This is a genomic window from Ponticaulis sp., from assembly GCF_029210165.1.
Lineage (GTDB): Bacteria > Pseudomonadota > Alphaproteobacteria > Caulobacterales > Hyphomonadaceae > Ponticaulis.
The window spans coordinates 224,505-241,735 of sequence record NZ_JARGNT010000002.1 but is presented as its reverse complement, the minus strand read 5'-3'; the positions used below and the strand labels follow the sequence as shown (position 1 = coordinate 241,735).

At 53.1% G+C, this 17,231-nt stretch carries 16 protein-coding genes; 8 read left to right on the top strand and 8 right to left on the bottom strand.

The window, feature by feature from the left end; translation table 11 throughout:
• The first annotated feature begins 18 nt into the window (after positions 1-18).
• The 5 genes from P1U45_RS13155 to lpxB are packed head-to-tail and all read left to right on the top strand — an operon-like array spanning position 19 to position 4,428.
• Positions 19-609 carry an OmpH family outer membrane protein gene (locus tag P1U45_RS13155; protein WP_301059476.1) on the top strand — a complete coding sequence of 197 codons (591 nt, stop codon included), beginning with the start codon at positions 19-21 and terminating at the stop codon, positions 607-609.
• A 14-nt stretch (positions 610-623) separates the two neighbouring features.
• Complete coding sequence (gene lpxD / locus P1U45_RS13150; RefSeq protein ID WP_301059475.1) at positions 624-1,634, top strand: UDP-3-O-(3-hydroxymyristoyl)glucosamine N-acyltransferase; 1,011 nt, start codon at positions 624-626, stop codon at positions 1,632-1,634.
• A 5-nt stretch (positions 1,635-1,639) separates the two neighbouring features.
• Complete coding sequence (gene lpxA, locus P1U45_RS13145; RefSeq protein ID WP_301059474.1) at positions 1,640-2,428, top strand: acyl-ACP--UDP-N-acetylglucosamine O-acyltransferase; 789 nt, start codon at positions 1,640-1,642, stop codon at positions 2,426-2,428.
• Between the two features lie 9 nt (positions 2,429-2,437).
• Positions 2,438-3,280, top strand: a complete 843-nt coding sequence (gene lpxI / locus P1U45_RS13140) for a UDP-2,3-diacylglucosamine diphosphatase LpxI (RefSeq protein WP_301059473.1) — start codon at positions 2,438-2,440, stop codon at positions 3,278-3,280.
• The gene (lpxB, locus tag P1U45_RS13135) at positions 3,277-4,428 is read left to right on the top strand and encodes a lipid-A-disaccharide synthase (protein WP_301059472.1); all 1,152 of its coding nucleotides are present in this window, start codon (positions 3,277-3,279) and stop codon (positions 4,426-4,428) included. The genes lpxI and lpxB overlap by 4 nt, the downstream gene beginning before the upstream one ends.
• 51 nt (positions 4,429-4,479) lie before the next feature.
• On the opposite strand, the gene gltA is transcribed toward lpxB, so the two are convergent.
• Both gltA and gltX read right to left on the bottom strand, forming a co-directional pair.
• On the bottom strand, positions 4,480-5,784 hold the full coding sequence (gltA, locus tag P1U45_RS13130) for a citrate synthase (protein WP_022695474.1): 1,305 nt from the start codon (positions 5,782-5,784) through the stop codon (positions 4,480-4,482).
• A 14-nt stretch (positions 5,785-5,798) separates the two neighbouring features.
• Positions 5,799-7,274 (bottom strand): glutamate--tRNA ligase, encoded by a 1,476-nt coding sequence (gene gltX / locus P1U45_RS13125; protein ID WP_301059471.1) that lies wholly within the window; start codon positions 7,272-7,274, stop codon positions 5,799-5,801.
• A 91-nt stretch (positions 7,275-7,365) separates the two neighbouring features.
• Here gltX and P1U45_RS13120 point away from each other — a divergent pair, with 91 nt between their 5' ends.
• Complete coding sequence (locus P1U45_RS13120) at positions 7,366-9,342, top strand: ComEC/Rec2 family competence protein (protein ID WP_301059470.1); 1,977 nt, start codon at positions 7,366-7,368, stop codon at positions 9,340-9,342.
• Positions 9,343-9,347: 5 nt separating this feature from the next.
• Here P1U45_RS13120 and lexA read toward each other — a convergent pair whose 3' ends face one another.
• From lexA to P1U45_RS13090, 6 genes are read right to left on the bottom strand one after another with little or no spacing between them, the layout of a single operon-like run.
• A complete protein-coding gene (lexA, locus tag P1U45_RS13115; protein ID WP_301059469.1) occupies positions 9,348-10,031 on the bottom strand; it encodes a transcriptional repressor LexA in 684 nt (227 codons plus the stop codon).
• 57 nt (positions 10,032-10,088) lie between these two features.
• On the bottom strand, positions 10,089-10,889 hold the full coding sequence (locus P1U45_RS13110; protein ID WP_301059468.1) for an indole-3-glycerol phosphate synthase TrpC: 801 nt from the start codon (positions 10,887-10,889) through the stop codon (positions 10,089-10,091).
• A complete protein-coding gene (trpD, locus tag P1U45_RS13105) occupies positions 10,886-11,911 on the bottom strand; it encodes an anthranilate phosphoribosyltransferase (protein WP_301059467.1) in 1,026 nt (341 codons plus the stop codon). The genes P1U45_RS13110 and trpD overlap by 4 nt, the downstream gene beginning before the upstream one ends.
• A gap of 31 nt (positions 11,912-11,942) precedes the next feature.
• A complete protein-coding gene (locus P1U45_RS13100) occupies positions 11,943-12,518 on the bottom strand; it encodes an aminodeoxychorismate/anthranilate synthase component II (RefSeq protein ID WP_301059466.1) in 576 nt (191 codons plus the stop codon).
• On the bottom strand, positions 12,515-13,954 hold the full coding sequence (trpE, locus tag P1U45_RS13095) for an anthranilate synthase component I (RefSeq protein WP_301059465.1): 1,440 nt from the start codon (positions 13,952-13,954) through the stop codon (positions 12,515-12,517). Before trpE ends, P1U45_RS13100 begins: the two co-directional genes overlap by 4 nt.
• 13 nt (positions 13,955-13,967) lie before the next feature.
• The gene (locus tag P1U45_RS13090) at positions 13,968-15,866 is read right to left on the bottom strand and encodes a peptidylprolyl isomerase (RefSeq protein WP_301059464.1); all 1,899 of its coding nucleotides are present in this window, start codon (positions 15,864-15,866) and stop codon (positions 13,968-13,970) included.
• Positions 15,867-15,951: 85 nt separating this feature from the next.
• Between P1U45_RS13090 and tpiA the strand changes: the two genes are divergently transcribed.
• Together tpiA and secG are read left to right on the top strand one after the other, a co-directional pair.
• The gene (gene tpiA / locus P1U45_RS13085; RefSeq protein ID WP_366145001.1) at positions 15,952-16,707 is read left to right on the top strand and encodes a triose-phosphate isomerase; all 756 of its coding nucleotides are present in this window, start codon (positions 15,952-15,954) and stop codon (positions 16,705-16,707) included.
• Between the two features lie 84 nt (positions 16,708-16,791).
• The gene (gene secG, locus P1U45_RS13080) at positions 16,792-17,223 is read left to right on the top strand and encodes a preprotein translocase subunit SecG (protein ID WP_301059462.1); all 432 of its coding nucleotides are present in this window, start codon (positions 16,792-16,794) and stop codon (positions 17,221-17,223) included.
• Positions 17,224-17,231: the final 8 nt, after the last annotated feature.

Genomic DNA, 17,231 nt, shown 5'->3' with positions numbered 1-17,231 from the left:
GTTAAAAGGTTTTAGTTCATGTTTAAGCTCAAATCGGCCGTGACGGCTTTCGGTATTGCAATCGCAATGGCCGTCGTCGCACCACTGGCAACAGCACAAACTGTTCTCGTTCTTGATCCATCACGCATTGTTCGTGACAGCCTTGGTGGACAAGACATTTTCAACAAAGTTGAACAAATCGGCGCCGCTATGCAGGCCGAACTCGCGCCACAGCAACAGGCACTTCAGACCGAGGGCGAGTCTCTTGATTCCCAAGCGGCTGGTATGACGCGCGAGCAGGTTGAAGCTAACCCGGCTCTACTCCAACAGTTCCAGTCTTACTCTCGTCGACTGCAACAACACATGGCAACAACAGAACGTCGCTCCCAGGAGCTTCAGCAAACCGAAGCTCAAGCGCTTCAGGTGTTTGGCGAACGTATGCGTACCGCTGTTGAAGGTATTCGGGCTGCACGCGGTGCATTGGTCGTGCTGAACGGGCAGGGCGTTTATCAAGTCGCGCCTGAAGCTGATATCACTGATGAGGTGATTGAAGAGCTGAATCGCACATCACCAACAATTCCGGTGACACGCGTAACGCTGCCAGATCAGTCTGCAGCTCCAGCTCAATAGGCTGACAACCTCAAATGCATGACCTGCGTTTCTATCACACGCTGAGGGACCTAACCGTAGCAGATGTTGCGGCCCTCACGGGCGGTGACGTCCGTGGCGACGTTGATCAGGAACTCATAACAATCGCTCCGGCTGACAAAGCGACAGCCGGAGTTTTGTCATTTCTGGCATCCGGAAAAGTTGATGTTCCGGAACAGGATGACCTCTATGGCGCCTGCATTACGACAGAAAAACTCGCTGAATCGCTGCCACCAACGCTCACTCTAATTCTGGTGAAAAACCCGCAAAAATCGTTTGTGCAGTCAGTGAATGCCTTCCTCCGGCAGCGGACCGTTATGAATGCGGGAACGGGGCTTGGTCCCGCCAGTGTCGCGGACGATGCCAATCTTCATCCTACCGTCATTGTAAGTGACGGTGTTGAGATTGGTGAAGGGACGGAAATTGGCCCGCATTCTGTCGTGGGCCCAGGGGTTCGTATCGGGCGTAAATGTAAAATCGGCGCCAACGTGGTCATCGAAGCCACGCTGATAGGAAATGATGTAACTGTGAAATCCAATACAGTGTTGGGCGGCTCGGGTTTCGGTTTGTTTCCGGATGATCAAGGGCTCAGCGCCATTCCTCATTTTGGACGTGTGGTTATCCAAGACCGAGTTGGCATTGGGTCCAACGTGTGCATTGACCGCGGCGCGTTTGATGACACCGTCATCGGCGAGGGCAGCAAGCTCGATAATCTTGTTCATATCGGCCACAACGTTCACATGGGACGAAACAGCCTGATGGCAGCTTTTGGTGGTGTGTCAGGGTCTGTTGAAATTGGGGATTGGGTACAAATGGGTGGTCGGGTAGGATTGAGCGATCATGTGACAATTGGAGATCACGCGAAACTTGCTGCCAATTCAGCAGTACTCCGATCGGTTCCTGCTGGAGAAATCTGGGGCGGTGCTCCTGCGCAGCCTATTAAACAGTTCTGGCGGGAAGTCGCCTGGGTTAGCCTCAACGCCAAAAAGAAAAACAAAAAGGACTAGCCGCAATGGCTGACATCCATCAAACCGCCATCATTGCGGACGGGGCACAGATCCACGAGAGTGCGCGGATCGGGCCATACTGCACTGTAGGCCCTCATGCTATAATCCATGAAGATGTGTTTCTTCACTCGTTTGTAGTGGTAGATGGGAATTCTGAAATTCACGCGGGCTGTGAACTGTATCCATCAGTTACGGTGGGAATGAAGCCTCAGATCTTGGGCGTGAAAGACGACGTCTATAGCTGCATCATCGGGGCGGGCTGTGTCCTTAGAGAAAACGTCACTGTTCACGGCGCGACACCGGGATCCGGAGAGGCAACACGCCTTGGTGAAAACTGTTTTCTAATGGTCAATTCCCACATCGGCCACGACGCGAAACTTGGCAATAAATGCGTTCTCGCGCCAAATTCAATGGTCGGCGGACATGCGCACCTTGGCGATCAGGTCTGGATGGGCGGCGGCGCAGCCATCCATCAAAACTCATGGGTTGGCGATCACGCTTTCATCGCAGCTGGCTGTATGCTCACAGGCGATGTCATACCCTACGCGGTTGCTGAGGGCACAGATTCCAGGCTCGCAACTCTGAATGCCACAGGGCTGACGCGTCGTGGCTTCTCCCGTGGAGACCTCAAGGCGATACGACAAGTTTACCACCATCTGTTCCTTGGAGACGAGGGCACATTCAAAGAGCGTCTAGCCAACGTTCGCGAAAAGTTTGCTGGCGAAGAGGCTGCTTTGAAGATCGTGGATTTTGTAGAGCATCCACGCTCCGGCAGAAAGCTCTGTACTGCGTAAGGAGAGGTTATGTCTCTAGCACTCATCGCGGGGCAGGGCGACGTGCCTCGTATGATCGCCGAGCATCACAAAGATGCCGGGAACGCGCCATTCATCATCGTACTCAAAGGGTTCGAGAGCGACTGGGTTCGGAATTTCGATCATGAGGTTTGTGGAATCGCGGAGATCGGCAAAGTTCTATCGACGCTCCGCGCCAGAGGCTGCGAAACAGTCTCGTTTATTGGAAACGTTAAACGACCTGATTTTTCGTCGCTGAAGCCCGACTTAAAAGGCGTATCGCTTCTTCCAAAAATTATATCGGCGGCGCGGCGCGGCGACGATGCGCTCCTGAATTCCATCATTATGATTTTTGAATCGGAAGGTTTTAAGGTCATTGGTGCGCACGAATTGTTGGATGGGCTTACCCAGCCGGCAGGCGTGTTGAACAGCGTGGCTGTTACAGACTCTGAAAAAGCTGATATCAAAGAAGCCTACCGGATAGCGGGCGCCATCGGCGATCTCGATATTGGGCAGGGCGCAGTTGTGTGTAGCGGTTTAGTACTTGCGGTAGAGGCGCAGGAAGGAACTGACGAAATGCTGCGGCGTGTCGCGAGGCTTCCCGTGGAAATTCGCGGAACGGAAGACGAGCGCAAAGGCGCTCTGCTGAAGCGCCCTAAACCGATGCAGGATAAGCGCGTCGATATGCCAACGATCGGGCCATCCACAGTTTCCAAGGCAGCTGAAGCTGGATTGAAGGTTGTTGCGGCCGTTGAACATTCGGCTCTTTGGGTCGAGGTTGAGAAACTGAAATCACTTGCCGATTCTTTAGGGGTTGCATTGGTTTCGCTTCGCGAGAACGGTGATTGGCCGTGAGCTGTGATCTGATCTTCGTATCAGCCGAACCGTCAGGCGATGACCTCTCGGTCGGGGTAATCCAGTCTTTGCGAACGAAGCTGCCAAATCTAGAAATCAAAGCGATCGGTGGAAACGCTCTCGAGACGGTTGAGTTATCCTCACCGATAGATGTGTCTCCGCTGTCAGTTCTAGGCCTGTTCGAAGGTCTGAAGGTCTACCCTCAGGTCGTAAAACTTGCCGATGCTGCAGCGGACTTCATTGTAAGAAATGATCCCAAAGCCGTCGTCTTGGTCGACTCTTGGGGCTTTATGTTACGCGTTGCTCAAAGGCTCAAAAAGCGAGCGCCACATATTAAACTGATTAAGCTAGTTGGTCCCCAGGTATGGGCGACGCGCCCAGGCCGCGCGAAGACCTTGGCGAAACTTGTGGATCATTTGCTCTGTATCCACGAGATGGAAGTTCCGTATTATGAGCCATTTGGCCTACCATGCACCGTAATCGGAAACCCCGCACTGGATCGGCTCGAACCGGGCGATGGCGAGGCGTACCGGACTGAGCTGGGACTAGCAGACGATCAGCGCCTGTTGTTGATTTTACCAGGAAGCAGAAAATCTGAAATTTCCAGAACGGCGCCAACGCTAGCGGCTGCAGCGACACGACTTGTTCAGCGCTTTGGACCTAACTTGAAGCCAGTGGTTCTGGTGTCTAAATCCGTCGCTGAACTTGTTCAGGACGGAACTCTTCCGTGGCCAGTCGATACTCACTACGAAACCCGAGTCGACGCGAAAGCCGACTTGATGTCCGCAGCTGACGTGGCGTTAGCTTGCTCAGGGACCGTTACCACTGAACTAGCGTCTCAAGGGTGCCCCATGGTCGTTGCTTATCGCATGGGGCCGTTGACCTGGTTCCTGGCAGACAAGTTCCTTTATCAACCCGACTACGCAACACTCTTCAACATTGCCGCCGATAAGGAGGTCGCGCCCGAATTTTTGCAGGACCAGCTGACCGCTAAAAACCTGTCTCACGCTGTTAGTGAGCTACTGATGAATGATCAGAAGCGTGCAAATCAGATTCACGAACAATTTGAGGCACTGGAAAGAATGGGGCTAGGTGGCAAGCCGGCTCCCGAGATAGCCGCTGATACGTTAATCGACCTCATAAAATAAAAAAAAAACGCTCCCCGAGGGGAGCGTTTTTGTTCGGGAATGCCCCGCGAGTTATCGCTGGGATACTGGCTTGTAATCGCGCTCTGTGGCGCCAGTGTAGATTTGACGTGGACGGCCGATACGCTGTGTCGGGTCTGTTGTCATCTCTTCCCATTGTGCAATCCAGCCAACTGTACGCGCCAGTGCAAAGAGCACAGTGTACATTTCGACCGGGAAGCCGAGAGCGTTCAGAGTGATGCCGGAATAGAAGTCGATGTTCGGATAAAGTTTCTTCTCAACGAAGTACTCGTCCTCAAGCGCGATTTTCTCGAGCTCCATAGCAACTTGCAGAAGCGGTTCGTCACGTTTGTCGAGTTCGTCCAGAACTTCGTGACAGGTCTTCTGCATGACTTTCGCACGCGGGTCATAGTTTTTGTAGACGCGGTGACCGAAGCCCATGAGGCGGAATGGATCGTTCTTATCTTTCGCCCGGCGAACGAACTCAGGAATGCGATCAACAGAGCCGATCTCACGGAGCATATTGAGTGCAGCTTCATTTGCGCCGCCATGGCTTGGTCCCCAGAGGCATGCAATGCCAGCGGCGATACATGCGAATGGGTTAGCGCCAGAAGAGCCCGCAAGACGGACAGTTGATGTAGATGCGTTTTGCTCGTGGTCGGCGTGCAGGATGAAGATTTTATCCATAGCCTTTGCAAGCACCGGGTTCACTTCATAATCTTCTGCAGGAACAGCAAAGCACATGCGCAGGAAGTTCTCAGAATAGCTGAGGTCATTGCGTGGGCTGATAAATGGCTGGCCTACGGAGTATTTGTATGCGCGTGCCGCAATCGTTGGCATTTTCGCGATCAAGCGGTGTGTCGCGATCATGCGCTGCATCGGATCGTTGATGTCAGTGGAGTCGTGGTAGAAGGCAGATAGAGCGCCAACTGTACCCACCATAACAGCCATTGGGTGAGCGTCGCGGCGATAGCCTTCAAAGAAGCGATCAAGCTGCGTGTGCAGCATGGTGTGATGCGTGATCGTGTGAGTGTAATCGTCGAGCTCAGCCTTGCTCGGGAGTTCACCGTTCAGGAGAAGGTAGCAGGTTTCAAGGAAGCTTGAATTGTCTGCAAGTTGGTCGATCGGGTAACCGCGATACAGAAGAACGCCGTTGTCACCGTCAATATAAGTGATCTGGGATTCACAGCTGGCTGTAGACGTGAAACCAGGGTCAAGCGTGAACATGCCTGTCTGGGCATAGAGTGATTTCACATCAATGACATCTGGTCCAACGGATCCGGACAGCACAGGCAATTCGAGAGTTTTATCTCCCACATTGAGTGTGGCCGATCCGCTAGGTTTCGTCTTGTTTTCCATCAATATGCCCTCTTTCAGATATTTGTATTCATCAATTCCAGAACATCATCTATCCGCCCAATACTTTCGGCTTTTCCAAGCCAGAAGAGTATCAGGTGCAGATCCGGCGCCGGCAGGCCTCCGGTAAGTGCTGTTCTGAGTTGGGGACCAACTTGTCCAAGAGACAGTTCACGTGTGTCGCAGAACTGCTGAATCAAGGTTTCAAGCTGATCACTTGTCCAGGTTTCTTCGTCGTTTAATGCGTTTCGAAGGTCTCCTAAGATTTCTAAAGCTTGCGGCTTAAGCTTTTTCCTAGCCTTTGAGTTAATGTCAATTGGCCTTTCGACTATAAGGAACTGAGAAGCCGAAGTTATTTCAGGAATTGTCTGTCCGCGCATTTTCAGGACAGCAATTGCCGCTTCGATGCGTGATTTCGCGGCATCGCTAAGCGTTTGCTCCTTTTGAGCGTTCTCGAGGAGTAGATCAAGTGCGGCGGCATCATCTAGACGGTGAAGGTGTTCCCCGTTGATGAAGGCCAGCTTCTCGAAGTCCATCCGGGACGCACCTTTGTTGATGCCGGATAGATCGAACCATTCCACGGCCTTTTCAGTCGGAATAAACTCGTCGTCTCCGTGACTCCAGCCAAGTCGGAGGAGGTAGTTCTTAAGACCGTCCGGAATATATCCCAGATCCTTGTATGCTTCGACACCAAGTGCACCGTGTCGCTTCGAAAGCTTGGCGCCATCAGGGCCATGGATCAGAGGTATGTGGGCATATTTCGGCAGCGCCCAGCCCATACCTTCGAAAATCGGAATCTGGCGCAATGTGTTCGTCAGGTGATCGTCGCCGCGAATAACCTGAGTGACCCCCATGTCGTGGTCATCTACGACAACAGCAAGCATATAGGTTGGCGTACCATCAGCTCGCAAAAGAATGAGATCATCAATCTCTTTTGCGTTGATGCTGACGTCACCCTGGACGTCATCAGAAAGCGCAATCTTCCCGTCGTCTGGCGCGCGCAATCGTACAACATAAGGCGCATCGTCAGATGGCGCGTCTTTTCCCTCCCTATACGGAGATCGAAAAGCAGCCATCAAGGCGTTGGCTTCGGCTTTCAAGGCTTCAATAGCTTCTGGCGATCCTTCGCCCGCTTTAACCTGAGCGAGCAGGCCCTGAGCTTTTTCTCGTCGTTCGGCTAATTCTTCCGGCGTTACGTAGCACTTGAAAGCTTTTCCGTTTGCGAGCAATTGCTGAGCGATCTCTACGTGGCGATCTGCTCGTTGGCTCTGGAAGACCGGCGGTTCGTCGGATTCAAGCCCGAGCCACTTCATTCCCGCGAGAATAGCGTCAATTGCTTCCTGAGTAGAGCGTTTGTGATCGGTGTCTTCAATACGAAGAAGGAACTTCCCGCCATGGTGACGTGCAAACAACCAATTGAAAAGGGCTGTTCTTGCGCCGCCAATATGCAAAAATCCCGTTGGTGAGGGAGCAAAGCGGGTGATTACAGTCATTAAACGCCTCGTAAATCCTGTTCGGAGCACGCTAACGTCGTCCGGACGCAGGCGGCTGGTTCGTAATGTGAGCCTGGACGGCCAACGGGCTGTGAAGAAGCTGCTGCTTCTCAAAAGCGAAACAAGCCAAGGCTATTTCCAGCGCATGCTCTGGGTGCCTGTCGCGTTTGCAGCGGGTTGTGCTGCCTACTTTGCAGGCGATCAAGAACCCGGCTGGTTCGCGTATGCGTGCGCCTTAACCGCCTTAGTTGCCGGAGGTTTGATGGCGATGCGCGTGGCGTCGTCACTGCGGGCTTTGCCAGAGTTTGCGCTTATTCTCATGGCCTTCGCTATTTTCGGCTTTTGCTACAGCGCTTTTCGTACGTACACAATGCCATATAGGGGAATTCCTGCACCTTTTGAGCGTGTCATGGTCGAGGGCTGGGTTACTGAAATCTCCGGTCATTCGGAAAGAATTCGTATCTCGATAAATGTTCACGCAATATCAGATATCCTTCCCGAAAATATGCCCGAAACTGTCCGGTTATCACAGCGTCCTGACGAGGCGCTCATGCCAGGGCGTTTTGTCCGATGCTTTGCATCTCTTCAGCCGCCACCATCCCCGATGCTTGCAGGAGATTATGATTTTGAACGCAACGCGTTCTTTGATGGGCTGGGGGGCGTTGGATATGTTTTTGGGCGATGCGAGCCTGGAAGGCTTTCGCAAGCTGATAGTTCTGTGAACGGCTTTGCGCTTTGGGTGAACGCTGAGCGAAGACAGCTTGCCGCTCATATTGCGTCCATGTCCGGTGATGGTGCAGGGCTGGCCGCAGCCTTACTGACGGGTAATAGAAGTTATCTTTCCGAGGAAGACGAGGAGACTCTGAGGGCGTCAGGTCTGGCGCATTTGCTGGCGATATCAGGGCTGCATATGGGGCTGGCTGCGGGGGTATTTTATTTCGGTATCTTCCGCATGTTGGCACTTTTTCCCGCGATTGCGTTGCGTATTCCGCTGCAGAAGGTCGCTGGCATAGGCTCGTTAGTCGCTATTACGGCGTACCTGTTGTTTTCCGGTGCCAGTGTGGCGACCCAGCGTGCATACATCATGGTGATGTCGGTCTTGGTATATTCCCTATTCGACCGACCCTTATTATCGTTTCAGGCATTGGCCATCGCGATGATGTCGGTGCTGCTTCTGGCTCCGTGGTCTGTTCTGACGCCTGGCTTTCAGATGAGCTTTGCCGCGACTGGCGCACTACTCGCCGGCTATAGGAATTTCGATAAACATAAAACAGCGCGTCAGGGTGTCCTTCACAAATCGGTATTGCCATTTCTGGATGGTCTGGTTCGAACAAGCTGGATAGCCGGGTTAGCAACAATGCCGTTCGCGCTATACCATTTTGGACGGGCTGCACCCTTAGGCTTCTTCGCCAACATTCTGATTATGCCGATAATCACGCTGGTATGCGTTCCTATCGCTGCCATTAGCGTCGTTCTACTGCCGTTTGGTTTAGGTGATATGGGACTCGAGGCTCTCACACATGCATTGGGATGGGTGTTAGATCTTGCAGTTCATTTTACGCAGGATTGGAACGGTTGGCGACGCTTCGTGCCAGGGCAAATGCCCGTCGAGGTATTCCTCGCAATGGTTGGAGCTTTAGCGTGCTGGACGATCGTTCGAAGCAATCGTATCGCTGTCATGATCGCATTTTCCGGAATAGCGGTAGTTATGTGGCTGATGTCCCCCAAGCCGACGATGATCTATGACGGTGCCGGACATATTTTCGTTCGCGAACAATCAGACTGGATCGAACTTGATATTGGGGGCCGGGGCCTACGGCCGTTACGCTTTGCGGACGTTAGCGAACACGTTTGCACTCAGGGCTGTGACGTTCTGGACGGCTCAGTGCGCGTCGATCAAACTGAAAATGCCATTCAACTCACGAGCGCTGATGGCAATTCTATTCAAATAGAAAAGAGCGACCCAAGGGTCGCTCATATCTTTGATACTGGCGAAGGATACGAAATTCGTTGGTCAGATCGATACAGATGTCGACCGTGGAGCAACCAATACCCGGACTGCCACTAACCGGTTCAATTGTACTTTCTGATCAGAGCGACGAGTTTACCCTGAACGCGCACCCGGTCAGGACCGAATATACGGGTCTCGTATTTTGGGTTGGCAGCTTCCAGTGCAATAGAGCCGCCTTTTTTGCGGAAGCGCTTCAGTGTTGCTTCTTCCTCGTCGATCAACGCAACAACGATGTCGCCGGACACGGCGGTTTCGCCCGGATTGCAAATGACGATATCGCCATCCAGAATTCCGGCTTCAATCATCGAGTCACCTTTTACTTCGAGCGCAAAGTGATCGCGACCTTCGATGCCCTGTGGTGGCACGACTCGGTCGACCTCATGCTGAATGGCTTCAATCGGAACGCCGGCCGCGATACGACCAAGAAGTGGCACAGTGTCGTTCGCCGGTACTTCAGTTTCGAATTCATTCGAAACTATGCTTGGCTTGAACGGTCCTTTTGGTCGGCTTTGTGTTCCGCCGGACGCAGCTGAATCAGGAAGTTTGATTACTTCGAGTGCGCGGGCTCGATTAGCGAGGCGTCTAAGAAAGCCGCGTTCTTCGAGCGCGGTAATCAGACGGTGAATGCCAGACTTGGACGCGAGGTCCAAAGCCTCTTTCATTTCGTCGAAAGAAGGAGAAACACCAGTTTCCTGGATACGATGATGGATAAAGAGCAACAATTCGCGCTGTTTGACCGTAAGCATTTTAAGTTCCGATCTGATTAGAGTCGTGTTTTGTTCTACATCCGTTCGTTTTGTTCGTCAATTCTCTGTAGTATAAACAAGCTTTTTTACAGCGAGTTCGCGTTCTGTTTCTTTCATGAGGCTTTCACCGATAAGAAAACGTCTATATCCGCTCATGCGGAGCCGCTCGATGTCTCCTACCGTCTTCACACCGCTTTCGGACACCATGTGATTATTGGCATCGGCGCCTGACGCGAGCCGTTCCGAGACGCCAAGATCGGTCGTCATTTCTTTGAGGTTGCGATTATTCACGCCGATAAAATCGGCACCGATCGCATGAGCCCGCTCAAGTTCTGCTTCATCGTGAACTTCTACAAGAGCATCAAGCCCAACTTCCTTCGCTGTATGGAGGAGCTCCGAAGCGAGAGCGTTATCAAACGATGCCATGATGATCAGAATGCAATCAGCTTCATGGGCTCGCGCTTCCAGTATCTGGATCGGATCCAGCATGAAGTCTTTTCTAAGGATTGGCATCGAAACAGCGTCTCGAACCAGTTTCAGGTCCGAAAGACTGCCGCCGAAACTCGGGCCATCCGTTAGAACTGAGAGACAGGTTGCGCCACCATTCTCATAGTCTCGTGCAACTGCTGCCGGGTCGGCGCCCATGAGAATGTCACCGGCAGAAGGGCTCTTTCGTTTAATCTCACAAATGAGCGCGTTTCGCCCGGCAGCTACCGTTGCATTCATGCTTGAAAGAAAGCCACGCGGAGCAGGGAGCGTTTTAATGTCGCGGAGAAAGGACTCTTCGGTGCGTTCCGCGCGCAGCGCTTTCACTTCATCTCGTTTGTATGCGTTAATTCGATCTAGCGCGGTCGTCATGACGTTGCTGCCTTCAGCTTGTTGAGAGTTTCTCGTGCTGCGCCGGACGCGATGGCGTCTGACGCCATTTCCGCACCGTCTCGTAGCGTAGTCGCTTTGCCTGTGAGATGGAGGCCGGCAGCGGCGTTTAAGACCACTGCATCCCGAAATGGGGAAGCCTTATCTGAGAAAAGATCAGTAATGGCTTTTGCATTCTGATCCGGGGTTCCGCCTTGGAGTGTAGACAGCGGACTCACTGGAAGTCCCGCGTCGGAAGGGTGGATCACGATTTCATCCAGACCATTCTCGGTAACGTCTACAACAAGGGTTTCACCGGCAATCGACAGCTCATCAATTGTCAGACCATCGTTCATCTTGCCGTGCACCACCCAGGCGCGCTCGATTTTCAGTGCTTGAAGTGTTTCGGCCATAGGGCGCAGCCAGTGTGGATCATAGACACCCAAGATCTGGTGACTCGCTCCCGCTGGGTTCGAGAGTGGGCCTAGCTGGTTGAACACTGTGCGAATGCCAAGGCTGGCACGTACAGGAGCAACATGGCGCATCGCGGAGTGGTGCGATCTGGCGAAGAGGAAGCCAATTCCGGCAGTTTTGATTGCGTCGAGGAATTGCTCCTCAGAGATGTCTAGGCCTACACCTAACGCCTCGAGCACGTCAGCGGAGCCGGTCTTTGGCGGTACGGATCGGTTTCCGTGCTTAGCTACAGTCACGCCGCAAGCTGCGGTCACAATGGCGCTGGCTGTCGACGTGTTGAGGCTGGTCCAGCCAAGGCCGCCAGTGCCACAGGTATCAAGAACGACACCGTCCAACTTAATCCGTTTTGCTGTGCGCCGCATGATCCGCGCTCCGGCAAGGAGTTCTGTGCTCGTCTCGCCGCGAACAGCCAGACCCATCAGGAATGCCCCGATGCGATCCGGAGGAACTTCTCCGTTAAGAATTTCAGCAAATGCGCCTTCAAGGATTTCAACGCTGAGGGTTTCTTTGCGCGCAATAGCCTTGATCGCAGTAGAAATGACGTCCGACATGGTTGTTCCCTAGGTTCAGTCTGGCGTGGCTCTATGCGCTCTTCGCCACCTTCAGAAAGTTTGCAAGCATCTCATGGCCGTGTTCGGTTTTGATGCTCTCCGGGTGAAACTGCACGCCAAAAACAGGACGTGATTCATGGTGCATCGCCATGATCTCACCGTCGTCGGTAAAAGCATCTGCGATCAGGCAATCTGGAAGGCTTGGAGGAGCGACCGCCAGGGAGTGATACCGAACAACGTCAAACGTCTCGGGGAGCCCTGCAAACAGAGCGCCGCCTTTTTGCTTGATCGTGCTGATCTTGCCGTGCCGAATTTCCATCGCGGTGACTACATCACCCCCCATAGCCTGACCAATGGACTGGTGACCGAGGCAAACGCCTAGAATGGGCAAGGAGTCTGGCGCGCGTTTAACAAAATCGACGCATATTCCGGCTTCGTTTGGCGTGCATGGGCCCGGTGACAGTACAACGGCTTCGGGCTTGAGCGCTAACGCCGCTTCCACGGTCATTTCATCATTTCGAATGACGTGCGCTTCTCCACCAACGTCAGCGAGGTAATGCGCCAGATTGTAGGTGAAGCTGTCGTAGTTATCGATAAGGAGGATCATTGATTGCCCTCGAACCGCGCTGCCATCTCTGCAGCCCGTTTCAGGGCCTGAGATTTATGCATTGTTTCCTGATATTCGTATTCTGGATCGCTATCGAGCACGACGCCGCCACCTGCCTGAATGTGCAGGCGGTCGTTTTCAATCACTGCGGTACGCAAGGCGATGCAGGTGTCGAGATCACCCTTCCATCCGAAATAGCCGACCGCTCCGCCGTAGACGCCGCGTGAGTTTCCTTCGAGCTCATCGATGATCTGCATGGCGCGAATCTTCGGTGCGCCAGAAACTGTGCCTGCAGGGAAGCCTGCCATTAACGCATCTTTCAGCGTTTTGTCGTCGCGAAGATTGCCTTCAACCTGCGATACGATGTGCATGACATGACTATAGTGTTCGACCACGAAGGACTCAGTGACTTCAACGCTGCCATACTGACAAACACGCCCGACGTCGTTTCGACCGAGGTCGAGCAGCATTAGATGCTCAGCGCACTCTTTAGCGTCATTCAACAAGCTTTCCTGACGACGCAGGTTTTCAGCCTTATCGTTAGATCTTGGCCTTGTGCCAGCAATCGGTCGAACGGACATACGGCCGTCGCGAACGCGAACTAGGATTTCTGGACTGCTACCAACGAGCTGGGCATCGCCAAGTCGCATATGGAACATGAATGCTGATGGGTTCAGCGATCTAAGCGAGCGATAATAGGCGAGGGATGAGTAAGGATAGTTGCAGGTGAAGCGCTGACTAGGAACGACCTGAAAAATATCCCCTGCTTTGATGTAGTCGCGCGCCTTCTCAACCGCATCAGCATAGGTCGTTTCGGAAAAGTTGGACTTAAATTCTAGCACCCGTTCGCTTTGACCGCGCGGCGTTGGAGAGCCGGGACCGTCCAGGGCTGCTTCAACTTCATCAAGAGCTTCAACCGCTTTTGCCTCTGCATCTGCACCATCGGATGATGTGCGTACGGAAGCTACCAGAATAAGCTCCTGATACAGGTGATCAAAAATCAGCACGACTCGTGGACGAACCAGCACAGCCTCCGGTACCGGAAGGACCTGTTCAGGTTTCTCGCCCACTGGCTCATAGTAACGGACCATATCGTAGCCAAGATAACCAAAGGCGCCGGCCGCCATAGGAGGCAAATCTTCTTCGGACTTGGCCCGAGCCGCTTCGGTAAATCGATCAAGGTCGACCAATGGATCATCAGAAGATGCTATGATTTCTGAAAAGTCAGAAGATCGGCTGGTCTGAGCAACGCCGTCCTGAACACGCCACCAGAGATCAGGTTTTACACCAATAAAAGAATATCGTCCGAGCTGATGACCACCCTGAATGGATTCAAACAGAAAGTGGCCAGGTTCTTCTGCACCGAGTTTGAGTATCGCGGAAATCGGCGTTTCCGTATCCGCGATACGTCGGCGTACAATGAGATGATCGGCCATTATAAACTTCTAACTACTGCACCGGTTGGTATTGTTCGAGATAGGTCGTGATCGCAGCATCGTTGATCTGGGCATTCACATTCTCGCGCGCCACGTCGAAGACGGCTTGTTCGAATTCTCCCGCGATCATCTGATTGAGATTGGACCTGATTGGGGCAGATGCTGCTGTTCTTTGATCGCCTTGAGGAACTTCAATGGCTTCAACAACGCCGATGAAATAACCCCGCTGAAGTGGAATAGAAAACGCCTGATCCAGTTCGCTCCCGAAAATTCGCGCCATCACTTCTGGAGGGAAGCCGATTTGTGGTCCAGATGAGCGTGCAATGGCCATTGGCGGACGATCAACTTCAAGATCCAGCTGCTGAGCTTCTGCGTTCAAAAAGGACCCGCCATTAATGCGCTCCATCATTGCTTCAGCGTATTCAGTGACTGCGGCCTGACGTTTCTGGGCGAAAACCACATCATAGAGCTCGTCTCGCATCTCTTCAAATTCAGGAAGGTAGGACGCGACCGTCTCGTCCAGGCGAATGATGTATTGCGTGTCACCACCGTCTTCGCGGAAGCTCATTTCATCTGGATAAAGCTGGAAGCCGAGCTCCAGAGCGCCTTCTATCTCGAGAAGGGCGCCGACACGGCGGCCCTGACGCGTAAATCCGCGCTCATCGACCGGCGGAAATGTGTAGACCGGCGATGAGATCATCTCTGCGATCTCGTGAATGGTACCACCTGATCCAACAGCATCATCGATTAAGTCGAAAGAGTCGGCATAAAGACGCGATGATTTGTACTCAGTGATCTCTGCGCGAAGTGTATCTGCCACGTCTTCGAGCGGGGTAGTTTCGCCTGGAATATCTTCAGTAGCGCGTACGATGACCCATTGGCCATTTGCAGCCTGAATTGGGCCATTCCATACATCGACAGGCGTGTCGAAGACTGCAGCGGCCAGATCAATGCTGGAGATAGCCGAACGCAGGTTGGTTTCAGTCGGAAGCTGGCGACCGTTAAAGGTCGCGACAATTGCTTGAGGATCTTCGCCACCAAGAAGGCGACCGAGCGCCTGGCGCGCGGTCGTTTCGTCTGCGAACGCAAACTGTTCGTATGTTCGGGTGCCCGGGCTGGTGAAGCGTGACTGTTGCGCGAGGTACTGATTTTCCAGTTCTTCGTCACTGATCGTTACCTGATGGATGAAATCTTCAGGGCGAACGGCGATAACGGAAAATCCGCGACGCTCCGGTTGCAGCATCATGCTGGTCTGAGCATCATAAAATTCGCGCAGCTCTTCTTCGGATGGTGGTTCGACGGCTTCTGGCAAGTCTCCGGCCTGCATTACGATGTAAGCGATCCGTCGACGTTCTTCGGAAAATACTGCGAGCAGCTCAGTCAGACCTTGTGGCGCTTGGACGTTGCTCGCGAGACCATCGCTCATAGCGAGAAAAGTCAGGTCGTCCTGCAGCCATTGTGTGAATTCAGTTTCCGTCTGGCCGCGTTCGTTCAGGAAATTGATGTAGCTGGTTCGGTCAAAGCCGCCGTGAATCGCGCTTCGGAAAATGTCGTTCTGCCGAATAACATCAATGACCGCCTGATCTGACGCTCGAATACCATTCCGCTCCAAATATTCCGCCTGAATGTTCCGGTTCGCGAGCTGGAAAACTAGTCCCTGAAGTTGACCGGATTGAGCGAGGTCTTGCTGCGTGCTGTTGCCGCCATTCTGATTGATGCGGTTAAGCAAGAACTCAGCCTCGCGATCGAGATCGGAGGATTCAACAGTACGATTTCCGACTGCTGCGAGGCTTGAACCAAGGTTCGGCGTGAAAATGTCATTGATGCCGAAGGATGCCATCGCAATGATCAACAGGCCGATGAGCACGAGGGCAACTTTTGAACGTAGAAGGTTCCGGAAAAGAGTGAGCATGAAGTAGTCCTGCGGCCAATCGCTTTATTTGCTTTCTTGCACGTGTCGATCTGGCTTGCTAGGCGGGATTGGTCTCTCATTCAAGATGGAATACGCTATGCTCAAGCCTTTGATTGCCGGAAACTGGAAGATGAACGGTCTGAAATCGTCTCTGACCGAAGCAGAATCACTAGTGGAAGGCCTTTCACAAGGCAATTACAGCGCAGACGTTCTCATCTGCCCTCCGGCTACATTAATTGATCGTATGGTTTCTGTATTTGACGGAAATGGCGTTTCAGTAGGCGGTCAGGATTGCCATGCAAAGGTATCAGGTGCGCACACTGGGGAAATCAGCGCGGAAATGATCTCCGACATGGGTGGTGCCTTCGTTATTGTTGGTCACTCTGAAAGACGCACTGATCACGGCGAGACGAACGCGGTCGTCCGTGACAAGGCTCAAGCCGCTTTGCGCGCTGGAATTACACCTATCGTATGCATTGGTGAGACATTGGAGCAGCGCGAGGCCGGTGAAACGCTGAGCGTTCTGGGTGGCCAGATCGCCAATTCTATCCCGCCGGGCGTTACTGGCGATCAATATGTCGTTGCGTATGAACCTGTGTGGGCGATCGGAACGGGCCTCGTGCCAGAGACCTCTGATATCGATACGGCGCACAATTTCCTGCGTAGTAAACTACAGGAAATAGGCATCGAAAACGCCGATAAGGTCCGCCTCCTTTATGGCGGTTCGGTGAAGCCGTCGAACGCCGTCGAAATTCTTGGCGTCCCTGAAGTAAATGGCGCGCTTGTGGGCGGCGCGAGTCTGAAAGCAGCAGATTTCCTAGGGATTATTGCCGGAGCCTGACAACAAGCTTGCGCTAGGGGCTTGGCTAAACCATTTGAGGGGTGTATCGGAACGCGCTTTGGTTCCGTGGAAAAGTAGGCGGTTATGGAAAACGTTATTTTAGTCGTACATATCATCGCATGTATCGGGCTTATCGGTGTCGTGCTGCTTCAACGTTCAGAAGGCGGCGCACTTGGCATTGGTGGCGGCGGTGGCGGTGGCCTAATGTCCGGCCGTGGCGCTGCGTCAGCGCTGACACGCACGACGATGATTCTTGCCGCTGTCTTTTTTGCGACCAGCCTTGTGCTCACTACGATTTCGACACGTTCTGCCGCATCCCAGGGATCGCTTGCTGACGCGCTCGAAGCTGCCGACCGCGAGCAGGATCAATTCCCTTCAGATCTCGACCTGTCTCCGTCTACTGAGCCTGCAATTCCGGAAAGTTCAGAGCCGGGAGTGCCTTCCGATCTGGATGCAGAAGCTCCATCTGATATGACGGTGCCTTCAGACATTGAAGAGCAGCAACCCACAGAATAATTTGAGCG

Excerpts from the sequence above, each read along its gene's own strand:
- P1U45_RS13155 (WP_301059476.1), top strand. The coding sequence starts at position 19 with ATGTTTAAGCTCAAATCGGCCGTGACGGCTTTCGGTATTGCAATCGCA.
- lpxD (WP_301059475.1), top strand. The coding sequence starts at position 624 with ATGCATGACCTGCGTTTCTATCACACGCTGAGGGACCTAACCGTAGCA.
- lpxA (WP_301059474.1), top strand. The coding sequence starts at position 1,640 with ATGGCTGACATCCATCAAACCGCCATCATTGCGGACGGGGCACAGATC.
- lpxI (WP_301059473.1), top strand. The coding sequence starts at position 2,438 with ATGTCTCTAGCACTCATCGCGGGGCAGGGCGACGTGCCTCGTATGATC.
- gltA (WP_022695474.1), bottom strand. The coding sequence starts at position 5,784 with ATGGAAAACAAGACGAAACCTAGCGGATCGGCCACACTCAATGTGGGA.
- gltX (WP_301059471.1), bottom strand. The coding sequence starts at position 7,274 with ATGACTGTAATCACCCGCTTTGCTCCCTCACCAACGGGATTTTTGCAT.
- lexA (WP_301059469.1), bottom strand. The coding sequence starts at position 10,031 with ATGCTTACGGTCAAACAGCGCGAATTGTTGCTCTTTATCCATCATCGT.
- P1U45_RS13110 (WP_301059468.1), bottom strand. The coding sequence starts at position 10,889 with ATGACGACCGCGCTAGATCGAATTAACGCATACAAACGAGATGAAGTG.
- trpD (WP_301059467.1), bottom strand. The coding sequence starts at position 11,911 with ATGTCGGACGTCATTTCTACTGCGATCAAGGCTATTGCGCGCAAAGAA.
- P1U45_RS13100 (WP_301059466.1), bottom strand. The coding sequence starts at position 12,518 with ATGATCCTCCTTATCGATAACTACGACAGCTTCACCTACAATCTGGCG.
- trpE (WP_301059465.1), bottom strand. The coding sequence starts at position 13,954 with ATGGCCGATCATCTCATTGTACGCCGACGTATCGCGGATACGGAAACG.
- P1U45_RS13090 (WP_301059464.1), bottom strand. The coding sequence starts at position 15,866 with ATGCTCACTCTTTTCCGGAACCTTCTACGTTCAAAAGTTGCCCTCGTG.
- tpiA (WP_366145001.1), top strand. The coding sequence starts at position 15,952 with ATGGAATACGCTATGCTCAAGCCTTTGATTGCCGGAAACTGGAAGATG.
- secG (WP_301059462.1), top strand. The coding sequence starts at position 16,792 with ATGGAAAACGTTATTTTAGTCGTACATATCATCGCATGTATCGGGCTT.